Source organism: Thalassotalea euphylliae (assembly GCF_003390395.1).
GTDB classification, from domain to species: Bacteria; Pseudomonadota; Gammaproteobacteria; order Enterobacterales; family Alteromonadaceae; genus Thalassotalea_F; species Thalassotalea_F euphylliae_C.
The window spans coordinates 1,546,686-1,562,352 of the sequence record NZ_QUOV01000001.1; the positions used below are offsets into that span (position 1 = coordinate 1,546,686).

Annotated in this window: 14 protein-coding genes; 9 read left to right on the top strand and 5 right to left on the bottom strand. The window is 40.8% G+C overall.

Annotated features, from left to right (window positions below):
• Nucleotides 1–389 precede the first annotated feature (389 nt).
• The 7 genes from DXX92_RS06870 (at nucleotide 390) to DXX92_RS06900 (ending at nucleotide 7,120) form a co-directional block, all read left to right on the top strand.
• Nucleotides 390–1,655 carry a serine hydrolase domain-containing protein gene (locus DXX92_RS06870; RefSeq protein WP_115999775.1) on the top strand — a complete coding sequence of 422 codons (1,266 nt, stop codon included), beginning with the start codon at nucleotides 390–392 and terminating at the stop codon, nucleotides 1,653–1,655.
• 36 nt (nucleotides 1,656–1,691) lie between these two features.
• Nucleotides 1,692–2,387 carry a response regulator transcription factor gene (locus DXX92_RS06875; protein ID WP_115999776.1) on the top strand — a complete coding sequence of 232 codons (696 nt, stop codon included), beginning with the start codon at nucleotides 1,692–1,694 and terminating at the stop codon, nucleotides 2,385–2,387.
• A 27-nt stretch (nucleotides 2,388–2,414) separates the two neighbouring features.
• The gene (locus DXX92_RS06880; RefSeq protein WP_181901710.1) at nucleotides 2,415–3,632 is read left to right on the top strand and encodes a sensor histidine kinase; all 1,218 of its coding nucleotides are present in this window, start codon (nucleotides 2,415–2,417) and stop codon (nucleotides 3,630–3,632) included.
• A 157-nt stretch (nucleotides 3,633–3,789) separates the two neighbouring features.
• Nucleotides 3,790–4,170: a hypothetical protein gene (locus tag DXX92_RS06885; protein ID WP_115999778.1), complete on the top strand. Its 381-nt coding sequence runs from the start codon at nucleotides 3,790–3,792 to the stop codon at nucleotides 4,168–4,170.
• 272 nt (nucleotides 4,171–4,442) lie between these two features.
• Nucleotides 4,443–5,153, top strand: a complete 711-nt coding sequence (fadR, locus tag DXX92_RS06890) for a fatty acid metabolism transcriptional regulator FadR (protein WP_116002328.1) — start codon at nucleotides 4,443–4,445, stop codon at nucleotides 5,151–5,153.
• Nucleotides 5,154–5,375: 222 nt separating this feature from the next.
• The gene (locus tag DXX92_RS06895) at nucleotides 5,376–6,203 is read left to right on the top strand and encodes a tetratricopeptide repeat protein (RefSeq protein WP_181901711.1); all 828 of its coding nucleotides are present in this window, start codon (nucleotides 5,376–5,378) and stop codon (nucleotides 6,201–6,203) included.
• Nucleotides 6,204–6,289: 86 nt separating this feature from the next.
• Complete coding sequence (locus DXX92_RS06900) at nucleotides 6,290–7,120, top strand: tetratricopeptide repeat protein (protein ID WP_115999780.1); 831 nt, start codon at nucleotides 6,290–6,292, stop codon at nucleotides 7,118–7,120.
• Nucleotides 7,121–7,427: 307 nt separating this feature from the next.
• On the opposite strand, the gene DXX92_RS06905 is transcribed toward DXX92_RS06900, so the two are convergent.
• From DXX92_RS06905 to sodB, 4 genes are all read right to left on the bottom strand, one after another.
• Nucleotides 7,428–8,939 carry a SpoVR family protein gene (locus DXX92_RS06905; protein WP_115999781.1) on the bottom strand — a complete coding sequence of 504 codons (1,512 nt, stop codon included), beginning with the start codon at nucleotides 8,937–8,939 and terminating at the stop codon, nucleotides 7,428–7,430.
• Between the two features lie 38 nt (nucleotides 8,940–8,977).
• The gene (locus DXX92_RS06910; RefSeq protein WP_115999782.1) at nucleotides 8,978–10,255 is read right to left on the bottom strand and encodes a YeaH/YhbH family protein; all 1,278 of its coding nucleotides are present in this window, start codon (nucleotides 10,253–10,255) and stop codon (nucleotides 8,978–8,980) included.
• Between the two features lie 37 nt (nucleotides 10,256–10,292).
• A complete protein-coding gene (locus DXX92_RS06915) occupies nucleotides 10,293–12,227 on the bottom strand; it encodes a PrkA family serine protein kinase (protein ID WP_115999783.1) in 1,935 nt (644 codons plus the stop codon).
• A 257-nt stretch (nucleotides 12,228–12,484) separates the two neighbouring features.
• Entirely contained in the window at nucleotides 12,485–13,066 is a 582-nt protein-coding gene (gene sodB, locus DXX92_RS06920) for a superoxide dismutase [Fe] (RefSeq protein WP_115999784.1), read from the bottom strand.
• A gap of 292 nt (nucleotides 13,067–13,358) precedes the next feature.
• On the opposite strand from sodB, the gene DXX92_RS06925 reads away from it, so the two are divergent.
• A complete protein-coding gene (locus DXX92_RS06925; RefSeq protein WP_115999785.1) occupies nucleotides 13,359–13,697 on the top strand; it encodes a Grx4 family monothiol glutaredoxin in 339 nt (112 codons plus the stop codon).
• A 121-nt stretch (nucleotides 13,698–13,818) separates the two neighbouring features.
• Here the strand turns inward: DXX92_RS06925 and rnt are convergent, their stop codons facing one another.
• Complete coding sequence (gene rnt, locus DXX92_RS06930; protein WP_115999786.1) at nucleotides 13,819–14,478, bottom strand: ribonuclease T; 660 nt, start codon at nucleotides 14,476–14,478, stop codon at nucleotides 13,819–13,821.
• A 275-nt stretch (nucleotides 14,479–14,753) separates the two neighbouring features.
• Here rnt and DXX92_RS06935 point away from each other — a divergent pair, with 275 nt between their 5' ends.
• Nucleotides 14,754–15,626: a flagellar protein MotY gene (locus DXX92_RS06935; RefSeq protein ID WP_116002329.1), complete on the top strand. Its 873-nt coding sequence runs from the start codon at nucleotides 14,754–14,756 to the stop codon at nucleotides 15,624–15,626.
• Nucleotides 15,627–15,667: the final 41 nt, after the last annotated feature.

The following is a 15,667-nucleotide window of genomic DNA, read 5'->3' on the forward strand; positions in this document are numbered from 1 at the left end:
CTCCATTATTGTATAAATTTTACTCGCTATATAGTAATAGTTATCTATGAAGCAAACGGCAAGAACTTTTTAAACTTAAATTCAATGGTTTAGGTTTGTCTAATAGGGTTCCATAGAGCTGCTTGATCTTGTTAGTAATCAATCGGTGCCTTGTTTTTAAGTGCTTTGTTTCTCTGTACTTTGGTTCTTGGCACTTTGTTTTTCTATATTTGCTTTGACAGCAAGTGCACCTTGATAGTTTTAATAAAGACCTGATAGGTAAATTTCACTGCTTTAGCTTTTTCACTTTCCCAGCTAGTCGCAATATCGTCTAGCAATTTACATTGAATTCACATTGCACCCGTTAACTTAGGCTACATAAAACAATACCTATAGGGAATTAATGAATTATGTTGTCGAAAAAGTTAAAGAAAGCGCTATTAGTTGGCTGCGCGGTATGCTCAGTATTTTCGTTAGGCACGACTTCTGTGTACGCAGATCAAAATAATGTGTCTGGTGTTGGTGATTTTGAGCAAAAATTAAATGCTCTGTTAGCCGAGCATCAGCTACCTGGGGTTGTGCTGCATATTGAGCATCAAGATAAACTCGTCTTACATCGCGCCTATGGCAAAGTGAACATCAATGATGATCGAAACATTGCTAAAGACGATATTTTTAGAATTTATTCTATGTCTAAGCCATTAGCTGCAGTAGCGCTATTGCAACTAGTTGATAAAGGACTTGTTAGCTTAGAGGCAGATATTCGAGACTACCTACCCGCATTTGAACCATTTGAGTATCAAGGCCAACGCCAAAGAGTCACGGTACATCAATTACTCAGCCATACTGCGGGGTTTGGCTATGGCGGCGGTATTAAAAATTGGGTGGATTTTCGCTATCTTATCGCCAATCCCTTGTCGAGGCGCAATGACTTATCTGACTTGGTCAATGACCTATCAGGAATCGATTTGAAGTTCATACCAGGCAGTAAATTTGAATACAGTATCGCGAGCGATATTCAAGGTGCCATCATTGAAGCGGTCACCAATAAGCCACTCGAGGAATATTTCCAACATAACCTGTTTGAACCGTTAAAAATGATAGATACGGGATTCTATGTACCACAAGCAGATCATCGTCGTTTGGTTGACATGTATGAGTATGATGCTGGTACCTTTGAAAAGGCCTATACCTTCAACAAAGACAACATTCTGTTTGTTGAAAAGGCCCAAGATTCTGAATTCTTAACTAAACCAAGATTAATTTCAGCAGGTGGGGGGCTAGTATCAACCGCGCAAGATTTTGCTAATTTCGCAGACATGTTAGCAAATGGGGGCGTGTTCGAAGGGCAGAGAATACTGTCAGAAGAATTAATTTCTCGCATGGTTAGCTCTCACATCCAAGGCTTAGACAAACACTTTTTGCCGCGCGTATACCATGGTGCTGGTTTTGGCTACGGTATTGGTGTAAAAGAGGTGGCTGGTGACAGCCGAGCGCAAGGCAGTTTCTTTTGGTCGGGGCTTGGCGGCACGGTATTCTGGGTTGACCCAATAAATGAATTGCAAGTTGTCGTGATGTTTCAGGTTGAGGACGGCTGGGTTGGCATGGAAAAATGGATGATAGAGCACGTATATCCATTGATTAGCTCATTGGCTGATGCAAAAAAGAAAAGTTAAAACAGTTAAAAACTAAAAATAATAAATAGGCATTAGATGACGGCAATACTAGTAATCGAAGATGATATTGATATTTCTCAGGGGATAGCTGAGTACCTATCGGTTAAAGGGTACGAGCTCGATTTCGCTTACAATGGAAGACAAGCTCTACACCTTATTGAAAGCAATCATTACGACCTTATTCTGCTTGATTTAAATTTGCCCTATGTGGACGGTTTAGATGTTTGCCGTTCACTATTAACTGAACACTTAACCGCGGTACCTGTGATTATTATGTCGGCGCGCTCAAAAGAAACTGACATCTTGAAGGGCTTTGACTCAGGGGCATGGGATTATTTAGCTAAGCCCTTTTCCTTTGCTGAATTATCGGCGCGTATTGCCGTTTGTTTGGCAAAGGCGGCACATGCGCCCCAAAAGCTATCTGTTATCGAAAAAGCAGGCGTGACGCTAACATTTGATGACATGACGTTGTCAGTGGCAGGGCACTGCACACAACTACATCAGGTTAGCTTTGAGTTTGTAAAATTGCTGATGGAGCAGTATCCGTCGGCGGTAAAAACGTCTGCTATTCATCGTTCCTTGTGGGGGGAAGAAACCCCTGACAGTGATCCACTGCGAGCACATGTCTATAAAATGCGAAAACAATTTAAAAGTGAGCTTGGCCAAGAATTTATCACCACAGTACGCGGAGTGGGATATAAATTTGACATAGACGAGAGCGCAATAGGGTAGATAGCTTATATGTCAACAGAAAAGTGGATGAAAAAGACCCCCACCAGAACCCTATTTAGCCGACTAGTCACTATTATTTCCGGCCTTACATTTAGCATTGTTGTGCTGTTTACGGCAGCGACACTGTTGATCACCTATTCATTCGAAGATGCCTTGTTTAATGACCGATTAGCGCTGGCCCATGCCAAGGTTAAAGAGGGTGAGGCGCTGCCCTATAATATTCAGCTAGTCGACAGCTTGGGAGAGTTGGCACCGAATTTGGTTCAGCAGTTACGATATTTTGAATTTGATCAAAGCAGCGAATTTGGTGAGTTTAGTGTTGAGCAACGCCACTATCATTATTTGACAACGGCGCAAGGTACCCTGTTATACGATACCACTGATGTTTCTGTGGTGGATAAAGCATTAAACGATGTTTTGCTTATTCTATTGGTACTGCTTATCCCAACGGTGCTGTTAACGTTTTGGGTGGCAAATGTATCTGCACGCTACGCATTAAAACCCTTTTCTCAACTTAGCCATATCTTTACTCATGCAGAGTACTCCTCTCAACAAGGAAATGAGTTAATCGAAGAGCTTAAAGAACAAGACGTCAAACATATAGCGTTGGAATTGCAGCAGGCATTGCAGCAAAAAGCAGAGCTATTATCGCAACAAGAATTGTTTAATCAGGGCATGGCTCATGAGCTTCGCACACCTTTGCAAGTGATGAAAAATTCTGTTGAGCTTTTAACTGCATCTTATCCTGATTTGGCAGGTACTGGCGCTATACAAAGACTTGAGAAATCGATGAGTCGAATGAATCGGCTTAGCAGTGGTTTGTTATGGCTAACCTCAGAGCAGCCATTCAGCGGTACTACGAATGTCACTAAGACAATAAAGCAAGCCATACTGCAGTTAGGTGATGTATGTAAAGTTCACGGTATCTCTACTGAACTGAGATTAGACAACAACTATGACGTTGCAATGCCAGAAGAGGTACTAGAGCTTATTATTTTTAACCTGTTTAATAATGTAGTTCATCACGGCAAAGCAGAGGGAACAAACGTTATTTGGCATGTAGAGGCCAAAAACAAACGACTTGTTTTTTCAAATTTAGCGGCAGAGCAACCTGAATATCAGCTGCAAGAGCAGCATTTTGGGGTTGGATTAGCCTTAGTATCACGCCTTACCAAACGCTTCTCGTTAGTCGCTTCTTATCAAACTAATCAAAACAAATTCAGCGCTATTATCTCTCTGGTTTAGTTTTGGCTTAGCCCAGTTTACTTTCAATTTACCTTTAGTCGTTAAGCTAACAAACGTAGTTAACTCTTCTATGAATGTTAAGACTTATCTACTTAAGTTGGCTGTAGATATTGCCAAATATTGCAGCTGGGCGTTTAAACACATTTATAGGTAAATTATGGAAGCATTAACGGTGCATGATGCAGTGCAACTAATCAGGCTAAATGAGGATGCAATTTCAACCCAGTTTCAAGTTTGGCTAACCATTACGTTTTCAACCATAGTCGCAACGTTTGCTGGCAGGAGTTTATTGACAAGGAAGACCAAATGGTTAGTAACGTTACTTTATCTATTAGCTTCAATGGCAACGCTCTCTTCTAGTATTTATTTAGCGGAAAGCAATGCGCGAATAGTCAGCACAGTTGAAGGACTAAGTAGTTTGTTTTCACCACCAATATTTGCTGGCACAGCTTACTTGTTGCTTTTTATCGCGGGCATAACGACAACCGTTTACTTTATTCATATGAAAATAGGTGAATTGCTACAAGCTCCTACTTAATGAATGGTATTGAGTAGGGTATTGGCTGGCATAGAAGCGAAGTTGTTAGTTTCTCCATACTAAGTTAGATCACGCTAGGTTGATATTAACGAGATTAATTCAACTTATACTCGCTATCAAAATTGGGCTGTCAAAATTGCAACCCACCGTGAATCGCCATTCTAAGCGGCGCTCGCCACACACTAGCTGATAACTTAACTGGTTGTACAAGTTGGATGTTCTGGTACAATCAGTCTGAATTAAAGAAGCAGGCAATTGAGGCTAAGAAAAAAATGGTAATAAAAGCACAGAGTCCAGCAGGTTTTGCAGAGCAGTACATTGTTGAATCTATCTGGAATGGTGGCTTTCCTCCAGGCTCAATTTTACCCGCAGAGCGCGAACTTTCTGAACTTATTGGTGTTACTCGTACAACTTTACGAGAAGTGTTACAGCGATTAGCACGCGATGGCTGGCTAACGATTAAGCACGGTAAACCAACAAGAGTAAATAACTTCTGGGAAACATCTAGCCTTAACATTCTTGAAACCTTAGCACAGCTTGATCACGAAGGTATTCCAGAGCTAGTTGATAACTTAATGTCAGCGCGCACTAATATTAGCGCAATTTATGTGCGTGGTGCGATTAAGAACAATCCTGAAAAAACCATTGAGCTATTAGAAGCATACAAAGAAGTTGAAGATGACGGTGAAAAGTTTGCTGACTTCGATTATCGACTTAACAAAGAGCTGGTAATGGCGTCGGGCAACTCTATTTACTTGCTGATCTTAAATGGCTTCAGAGGGCTGTATTCTCGCTTGGGTGGCTTATATTTCCAACACCCAAGAGGTCGAGAAATTTCTCGTGGCTACTACCAGCGTTTAATCGATTTAGCTAAGGCAGGCAAATTTGACGAATCAGTATTTGCGGTGCGTAAATACGGTGTTGAATCTGGCCAATTATGGCTTGAATTGAAAGATGAAGTGTTAAAAGAACTCGCTGAATAAAACGCATTAGTTCCAATAAAAAAACGGGTAAAGGCTTAGCCTTTACCCGTTTTTTTTATGGGCAAATGTAAATAAATATTTCATTGTGATAAGTGGTTGGTTAATGGTGATAAACGGTGTTTATTTATGGGTATAGTACCTCTAAAGTTTAATGGAATGACTAAAATATCAACGATGAGCTAAGCTGTTAAAGGACTCTGTTGATTTAGTAAAGGAATGAACATGACTAAAAGAATCACCATTTTTGGCGCAGCATTTGTGCTTATACAATTTCTCGGTGGTAGTGCGCTTGCAGAGAAAATAGACGAGTGCAATACCGATACGTGTATCAACTACTTCGAACAATACAGAAAGGCCGCCAAGCGCGGACACTCACTGGCGATGCTGACGTTAGGTCAGTTTTATCATCATGGTTATGGCACACCTAAAAACGAAAAAATGGCGTTAAAGTTTTTCAAAAAAGCTGCCCGTGCTGGTTATACATCAGCACAATTTAAAGCTGGTTATATTTATATGACTAGCAAGGACTTGCAAGATCTAGATAAAGCTCAAGATTACCTAGAAAAAGCAGCAAAATATGAGTATGACGGTGCCGACTTCCTCTTAGGTATGATGTACTTAGATGAAAAATATGGCGTTCAAGACTTGGCTAAAGCTGACAATCATTTCGCCAATGCTTATCAAAGAAAACACGAGCAACTACCTAATGTGGTGAAGTTTATTAATGCCAAATATGAGTCGCCGGATAAAGCCTTTCCTGAACTTTACAGTTTGTTGAATCAAAAGCCGCTCGTGACCAATGAAAATGGTGAATTGGCGTGGTATGACGATGGTGTAGAGGTTATCACCATTACTTCTCCGCCTTTACAAACAACGTTTAATCGACAGTTGGTCACTTTTCGCAAAGCCATTAAATCAACAGGTACTCGCTTTAAAGGCAAAACCTGTGTCGAGCGCTTGACCTGCTTGCAACGTGCAGAGATTGCCGACGCAACTGATTTTAGGCACCTATTTTTAGATGGTTTTAGCGGAAATGCTTATGCCCAATAGTAAACACCTAAACCTGCTTTAAAATGTTTACTTAAGAGCGTGCAGGAACATATAACTTTAAATTGTTAATCAAGGATAGGCATAAAATGATAAAACACTCTTTCTTTATTGGCACACTGGTCGCCATTATGATGCTTGGCTCAACGTCGGCATTTGCAGAAAAAATAGATGAATGTAATACAGACTCTTGTATAAATTACTTCAAGCAATACAAAAAGGCTGCTAAACGAGGGCATTCGCTGGCAATGCTAACGTTAGGGCAATTTTATCACCACGGCTATGGTACGCCTAAAAATGAAAAAATGGCGTTAAAGTACTTTAAAAAGGCTGCTCGTGCTGGTTATACCTCGGCGCAATTTAAAGCGGGTTACATTTTTATGACCAGTAAGGAATTGCAAGATATTGATGACGCTCAAGACTATCTTGAAAAAGCCGCTAAGTATGAATACGACGGTGCAGACTTTTTACTCGGTATGATGTTCTTAGATGAAAAATATGGCGTGCAGGACCTTGCCCTTGCCGATGAACATTTCGCTAAATCATACGCTCGCAAGTATGAGCAAATCCCGAATGTTATTAAATTTATTACTGCTAAGTACGAAACACCAGAAAAGGCCTTTCCAAAGCTTTATGCCAAGATGAACGAAAAACCGTTGGTGGCTAAAAAAGATGGTGAACTCGCTTGGTATGACGATAACATCGAAATTATTACCATCACTTCTCCTCCGCTACAAACTACCTTCAATAAGCAATTGATGACCTTTAGGCAAGGAATTAAAGCGACAGGAACGCGCTTTAAAGGGAAGACTTGTGCTGAGCGCTTAACTTGTATGCAACGTGCAGATATCGCCGATTCAACAGATTTTGCTAACCTATTCTTACAAGGCTTTACTGGCAAAGAAGTCAACGGTGGTTAATGTTAACCGACGAAGAATAGCGCATCGCAGTCTAATGGTGCTGCGATGCATCGATTTTGCGTGGTAATTTGAATTAGCGTTAATTTGCTCATTTGCGTTAACAGTGACTAAAAGGTTTGGAGTCACTTTGCTAGTGATGGTGTTGAAGGGCTTTCTGATTACTCCTTTTTATTCGTCAGCTATAGCAGAGTAGGTAACGGCGGCGGCAATGGTCGATTGTAAAACGATCTTTGTTTAGCAAGCCCTTCTTTGTTTAGAAATCTCTTTTTAGGCGTGTTTTAGGGGATTAGGCCCTTAGGTATTGGTTTTATGTTTCATCTTCTTGCGCTAGTGGGCAACTCGCTAGCGCTATTTCATCACCAAACTCATCTTCTTGTACCAGCTTAACGTCGAATTGCCATAAGTAATGCAAATGTTTAAGCACCTCATCTTTTGAGTCACCAAGTGGTACTTTGTTGTATGGCGTATGCTTTAACGTCAGTGAACGATCGCCATTAACATTGGCGTCTACAATCTGAATATTGGCCTCTAGATTACTTAAATTGTATTGGTTAGATAGTGTGGAGCGAATTTGCTGATAGCCAATATCGTTGTGTATTGCGCCAACTTCAATGTAATTAAATTTGTCGTTGTCATGAATATGGAATAGCTTAAAATCACGAATGATTTTCGGTGAAAGAAACTGGCTAATAAAACTTTCGTCTTTAAAGTTTTGCATAGCAAAATGCACAGTTTCAAGCCAGTTAGTGCCTGCTATATCAGGAAACCAACGTTTGTCTTCTGCTGTTGGATTTTCACATATTCGACGGATATCCATAAACATATTAAACCCTAATGCATAGGGGTTAATGCCAGAGTAATAGGGGCTATTGTATTCTGGTTGCGCAACAACGTTGGTGTGACTATGCAAGAACTCCAACATAAATTTGTCGCTTAGCAAGCCCTCATCATACAAATGATTCAGTATGGTGTAGTGCCAAAAACAAGCCCAACCTTCATTCATTACTTGAGTTTGCTTTTGCGGGTAAAAGTACTGAGATATTTTGCGAACAATTCGGACAATCTCTCGTTGCCATGGCTGGAGCAAGGGGGCATTTTTCTCGATGAAATACAAAATGTTTTCCTGCGGTTCACTTGGAAAACGGGTTTTGTTTTTTTGTTTTTCCGTTGATTGAGTTGGCAGGGTGCGCCACAAGTCATTCACTTGTGATTGCAAGTAAGCTTCTCGCTCTTCTTGGCGCTTTAATTCTTCATCTAACGATATCTTTTGTGGGCGTTTGTAGCGATCAACACCGTGATTCATGAGCGCATGGCAGGCATCCAATGTAGCTTCAACGTCATCAATGCCATATTTGTGCTCACATTTGGCAACGTAATTTTTTGCAAAGAGTAAGTAGTCGATAATTGAACTTGCATCTGTCCATGATTTAAACAGGTAATTTCCTTTGAAAAATGAGTTATGCCCATAACAAGCATGCGCCATGACAAGTGCCTGCATGGTCATGGTGTTTTCTTCCATTAAATAGGAAATACAGGGATCTGAGTTGATGACAATTTCATAAGCTAAACCCATTTGACCGCGCTTGTAGGTGCGCTCTGTTTGGATAAATTTTTTGCCAAAGGTCCAATGGTTGTAGCCAATAGGCATACCAACGCTAGCGTAAGCGTCCATCATTTGCTCGGCAGTAATCACTTCAATTTGGTTGGGGTAAGTGTCGAGTTGGTAATATTCGGCAACGCGGGCAATTTCCGCTTGATATTGTTCGAGCTTTTCAAATGTCCAATCTGGGCTGTCGTCTAATGGCTTGCGTGTAGTCATAACGCTCCTTAATCACTTTATTGCGGCGTTGAGTTTGGTTATGCGGCAGATTTTTCGTCTTTTTTGAACAGCTCTCTAAATACTGGGTAAATATCTTCAACTGACTTTATATGGCGCATGGCAAAATAACTACATTGACTAGCCACTTCTTGATATTGGTGCCACAAGGTTTGATGAGCACGTTGCGTGATTTCGATATAACTAAAATAACGAGATTTAGGTAAAATTTTATTCATCAATAACTGTTTACACAGGGGTGAATCGTCGGCCCAGTTATCGCCATCTGATGCTTGCGCACCATAAATATTCCAATCGTTTGCGCTGTATCTGTCTTGTATAATTTCAGTCATCAGTTCAAGTGCGCTCGAGGCGATAGTGCCACCGGTTTCCTGTGAGTAGAAAAACTCTTGTTCGTCTACTTCTTTCGCTTGGGTGTGATGACGTATGTAAACAACATCAATCTCTTTGTAGGTTCGCGTTAAAAAGAGATAAAGCAAAATATAAAACCGTTTAGCGATGTCTTTCGTGGCTTGATCCATAGAACCGGAGACATCCATTAAGCAGAACATAACCGCCTTTGATGTTGGAACGGCTTGTTTTGCATAGTTGCGATAACGTAAATCAAAGGTGTCAATAAAAGGTACTTTACTGATTTTCTCTTTTAATTCGCTTATTTGCTGCTTGAGCGCCTTTTCTTCTTGAATATGATCGTGTGGGTCGGCCTCGAGCTTAGCAAGCGCCGCTTGACACTCTTTGAGCTCGCGGCGTTTATTTGATGTCATGGCGATTCGACGAGCAATAGACCCTTGTAGTGATTTAACTATATCAATATTTGCTGGCACACCTTCAGCACAGAAGCCACTGCGCACCGTTTTATATTCAACTAACTTGTCTAGTTGATTCTTTTCAAGGTTAGGTAGTGCTAAGTCTTCGAACAGTAAATCGAGGTATTCATCTTTGGAGATGGAGAAGACAAAATCGTCTTCCCCCTCGCCAGAGTTACTCGCATTTCCATTACCTGAGCCTTGGCCTGCACCTTGTGGTGGTCGATTAATGCGATCGCCGGGCGTAAATTGATCATTACCGGGATGAACACGGTCGCGAATACCACCATTGCCTTGGTGAAATATCGGTTCGCTTAAGTCTTTTTTAGGAATAGTAATGCTTTCGCCACTATCAACGTCAGTGACACCGCGCTTATTAATGGCATCGGAAACCGACTTTTTGATCTGGCTTTTATAGCGTCGAATAAAACGTTGGCGGTTAACCGTACTTTTATTCTTACTATTTAATCGTCTGTCAATAAAGTTCGCCATACTGCAACTCCTTAACGGCCTAGCTGTTTCATCTTCGCTAAGACGACTTTCTTACGCGCAAATACCATTCAGATAACAGTCGCACTTGCTTCTTGGTGTAGCCTTTGCTCATCATACGTTCGACAAAATCGTCGTGTTTCTGTTGATCGTCAGTTGAAGTTTTGGTGTTAAATGAAATAACCGGTAGCAAGTCTTCCGTATTTGAGAACATTTTCTTCTCAATGACGGTGCGTAGCTTTTCGTAACTTGTCCAATTAGGGTTTTTACCGTTGTTGTTCGCTTTTGCGCGCAATACAAAATTAACGATTTCATTACGAAAGTCTTTGGGGTTGCTAATGCCTGCCGGCTTTTCGATTTTTTCTAATTCGTTATTCAATGCCTCTCGGTCAAATAGTTGGCCTGTTTCAGCATCGCGATATTCTTGGTCTTGAATCCAGAAATCGGCATAGGTGACATAGCGGTCAAATATGTTTTGACCATATTCTGAATACGACTCTAAATATGCCGTTTGTATTTCTTTACCAATAAACTCGATGTACTTCGGTGTTAAGTAACCTTTGATAAATTCTAAGTAACGCTCTTGGGTTTCTTTGGGAAGTTGTTCCCGCTCTACCTGCTGTTCGAGTACATAAAACAGGTGCACAGGGTTGGCAGCCACTTCTAAATGATCGAAGTTAAACACACGCGATAGAATCTTAAAGGCGAAGCGGGTTGATAACCCTGACATACCCTCATCAATACCCGCATAGTCGCGATACTCTTGGTAAGATTTAGCTTTAGGATCGGTGTCTTTTAGGCTCTCGCCATCATAAACTCGCATTTTTGAATAAATGCTTGAATTATCAGGCTCTTTCAAGCGTGATAACACTGAGAATTGCGCTAGGGTTTCTAATGTGTCTGGTGCGCATTGTGCCTCTTTTAACTCACTGTTTTCAATTAGTTTCCTGTAAATTTTAACTTCTTCAGAAATACGCATACAGTAAGGCACTTTTACAATATAAACGCGGTCGAGAAACGCTTCATTGTTTTTATTGTTTCTAAAAGTCTGCCATTCGCTTTCATTGGAATGCGCTAGAATCATACCGCTAAAAGGTAGCGCCGATAATCCTTCAGTTGGGTTGTAATTACCTTCTTGTGTTGCGGTTAGTAGCGGGTGTAGCACTTTAATTGGTGCTTTAAACATCTCAACAAATTCCATCACCCCCTGATTAGCGCGGCACAGCGCGCCTGAGTAGCTGTATGCATCTGGGTCATTCTGAGCAAAATGCTCTAATTGGCGGATATCGACTTTACCTACCAATGCCGAAATATCTTGGTTGTTATCATCCCCTGGTTCAGTTTTCGCAATGGCGATTTGATCCAAGATAGACGGGTATACTTTAACGACTTTAAATTGGGCAATATCGCCTTTAAATTCGTGCAGACGTTTAGCTGCCCATGGTGAAATAATAGACGTTAAATAACGGGCTGGAATGCCGTATTCTTCTTGTAAAATTTTGCCATCGGCGTCAGGGCTAAATAAGCAAAAAGGGTGATCGTTAACTGGGCTGCGTTCACCATTAGCGCTTAATACGTATATGGGCTCTTGCTGCATTAGCGCCTTCAGCTTTTCTGCTAATGATGATTTACCGCCACCAACGGGGCCAAGCAAGTAAAGAATTTGCTTTTGCTCTTCTAAGCCTTGTGCAGCGTGTTTTAGGTAGGAAACAATTTGCTCTATGGCATCTTCCATACCATAGAAATCTTTGAATGCGGGGTAACGAGCAATAACACGATTAGAAAATATCCGGCTGAGCGTGGGCTCAGTGGAAGTATCAATCATTTCTGGCTCGCCAATGGCGCTGAGTAAGCGTTCTGCACTGCTGGCATAGGCCATTTTGTCTGAACGACAAATATTGAGAAATTCTTGCAGAGAAAATTCTTCTTGCTGCGCCTGTTCATAGCGAGATTGGTAGTGCGTGAAAATGCTCATAACTGTCTCCCATACCTAAATTAAGGCAACAATAATTAAGACCGACAAAACAGGGGATATATTTATAAGCTTAGTTGGATTTTAGATTTCGGCGAAAAAAACTCACAGTTTTTTGTAATTTTCTTTGCTCACTAAGTGTATTTAAGACGCTGAATTTGCGGCATAAAAAAAGCCGACAATGTCGGCTTTCGATAAATATTGTATGCTAGTTTAGCTACGCTTGGTGGCTAAACCAAGATCAACTTACACAGGGTCAATTAAGCAAAGTTTGCTGAAGCAAATTCCCAGTTGATTAACGCCCAGAATGCTTCTAGGTAGCTAGGACGTAAGTTGCGGTAGTCGATGTAGTAAGCGTGTTCCCATAAATCAACAGTCATTAGTGGAGTTACGCCGTCTTCAGTTAATGGTGTTGCCGCATTTGAAGTGTTAACAATGTCTACACCACCATCAGCTGTTTTAACTAACCAAGTCCAGCTTGAGCCGAAGTTGTTTACTGCTTTGTCGTTGAATGCCGCTTTGAATTCTTCAAAAGAACCGAATTTAGCGTTAATTGCGTCAGCTAGTGCACCTGTTGGTTCACCGCCACCGTTCGGGCTTAAGCTGTTCCAGTAGAAAGTGTGGTTCCAGATTTGTGCAGCGTTGTTAAATACACCGCCTTCTGAAGACTTAACGATTTCTTCTAGAGATTTACCCGCAAAGTCAGTACCTTCAATTAAGCCGTTTAATTTAACTACGTAAGTGTTGTGATGCTTACCGTAGTGGAACTCTAAAGTTTCTTGTGAAATATGAGGTGCTAATGCGTCCATTGCATACGGTAAAGCTGGTAATTCAATAGCCATGTTATTCTCCAGAAATTTATATTGATTAGAAAATTTTATTCTTAAACAAACTCATCTATAGGTTTGTTTTTCTGAAAAACCTAGTAAAATACTCAGGTTTTTTGAAGCCACGCATAGTGTACCGAAATTTATAGGTATTGCTAGCGCTATTATCAAGGCTTTAACGCTATAAAATAGATGATTTTTATTTGTTGGTAGGTTGGTGTTGAAAATATCGTTAACTGCCCATATCAATCATTGTTATCGCATAGTTATGTGCATAGTCAACGCGTAGTTATCACAAGAGGTTATTATGGAAACGATTGAACGCATTAAACAGCAAATTGCTGAGAACTCTATTTTACTTTACATGAAGGGTTCGCCAAAACTACCAAGCTGTGGTTTCTCAGCGCAAGCGGCTCAAGCGCTAATGTCTTGTGGTGAAAAATTCGCTTTTGTTGATATTTTACAAAATCCAGATATTCGTGCTGAACTTCCACAATATGCTGATTGGCCAACATTCCCTCAACTATGGGTTGAAGGCGAGCTAATTGGCGGTTGTGACATTATTCTAGAAATGTTCCAACAGGGTGAGCTGCAAACCGTTATTAAAGAAGCTGCGGCGAAAATGAACACCGAAGAAAACTCATAGTATTTTCTTGTTGTATTAATAGTTTCTAAACAGAAAAAAGCCCGATTGACACGCTCAATCGGGCTTTTTTATTATTATCTGTTCTTTTATTGTGTGCTGAATATTACTTTACATCAATTCGTCAGCCTAATGGCCAGCCGCCTAAACTACGCCACTTGTTAACAATTGTGCAGAACAGCTCCGCTGTTTTTTCTGTATCGTACAGGGCTGAATGGGCTTCGCTGTTGTCAAAATCAATTTGTGCTGCTTCACACGCTTTTGCTAACACGGTTTGCCCAAAGGCAAGGCCAGATAACGTGGTGGTATCAAAGCTTACAAACGGGTGAAACGGACTGCGTTTAATATTGCAACGTTCCACTGCTGCATTAAGAAAACCTAAATCAAAGGCGGCATTGTGGGCAACCATCACAGCGCGCTGGCAACCAGCTGCCTTCATTTTCTTTCTAACTAATTTAAATATTTCTTTGAGTGCATGCGCTTCTTGGACATTACCGCGCAGTGGGTGAGTAGGGTCAATACCAGTAAAAGCCAGTGCTGATGGCTCCAAGTTTGCACCTTCGAACGGCTCAATGTTAAAACATATGCTTTCGTCGATACTCAGTTCACCAGTGTTTTCATCAAGAGATAATACGCTGGCTGCAATTTCTAATAGGGCATCTGTTTTGGCATTAAAACCAGCGGTTTCAACATCAATAACAACAGGGAAATAACCGCGAAACCGTTGAGCAAAAAGTGATTTTTCAGTGGTGGGTTCGGCATTAGTGTTTACAACGTCTGACATGCTTTTTTTGATCTAGCCTAAATTGCGAGGCATTATCGCAAAAAATCATGTTAATCTCGACATTAGCAATTTAAAAATGCGCGAATTATCGCTAAAGTTAGTGAAATAAATGCCGATAAAAACCTGTCGGATAAAGAATGTAAGTTCCTGTTATGAATAATTTGTTGCTTTCCACGCTAGGCAAGGTTTCGCAAAAGATGTCATTTTTCAAATTAGATACAAGTTGTCGTTTAAGTTGTTGTTTGAGTAAAGTAGGTCAAAAGCTAGGTACAATTATGGGTACTAGCCTTGCTGTGGCTTCCATTTTAACAGCAAGTACTGCTAATGCTGGTGTTCGTCAATATACTGCATCTTTGGAAAATTCACACTGGCAGGTTACCAATAATTCTCGATTAAATTGTACGTTATCGCACAACATTCCCAATTACGGCGAAGCTAAATTTGTCAGTAAAGCAAACCGCAATAATAACATGCTGTTTGAACTTGATATGCTGCGTTTGCCAGATAACTACTCGCTTGCTGAGGTAAGATCTGTCGCGCCGAATTATCGCCCTGGCATGAACAGCTACACTATCGCTGATATGAAGCTATACAAGCAGTTTTCACCGAGTTTAGATAAGAAAGTTGCGTGGACTATGCTAAGCGAACTTGAGCAGGGCATGAATCCAACGTTTTACTACAACGATTGGTATAGTGACAACGACAAAATATCTGTTGGTTTATCCAATGCGCGTTTTATGCGTGCTTACAAAGAATTTGTTGGCTGTGTTGGCAACTTATTAAATTATAGCTTCGACGATATTTCGTATACCGTACTTAATTATCAATCAAACAGTGACAAGTTTACTAAAGCATCAGAGCGCAGAATGGCGATGATCTCACAGTACTTAAAACTAGACACTGAGTTAGAACTGGTGTTGATTGATGCGTATTCAGACAGCTACGGTGGCCGTTGGAATAACTTAGAGTTATCAAAACGCCGTGCGAACAAAATTCGCGAATATTTTGTAAAAAACGGCATTGATACAAGCCGTATCGAAGCCAAAGGCTATGGTGAAAAGCGCCATATTGCATCAAATGAAACTATCTTGGGTCGCGGCCAGAACCGTCGTGTGGTTATTCACATGGAAAAGCCGATCGAATTCTAATAGCATATACTGCTAACAAATATTGAATATGGCTGTAGGTT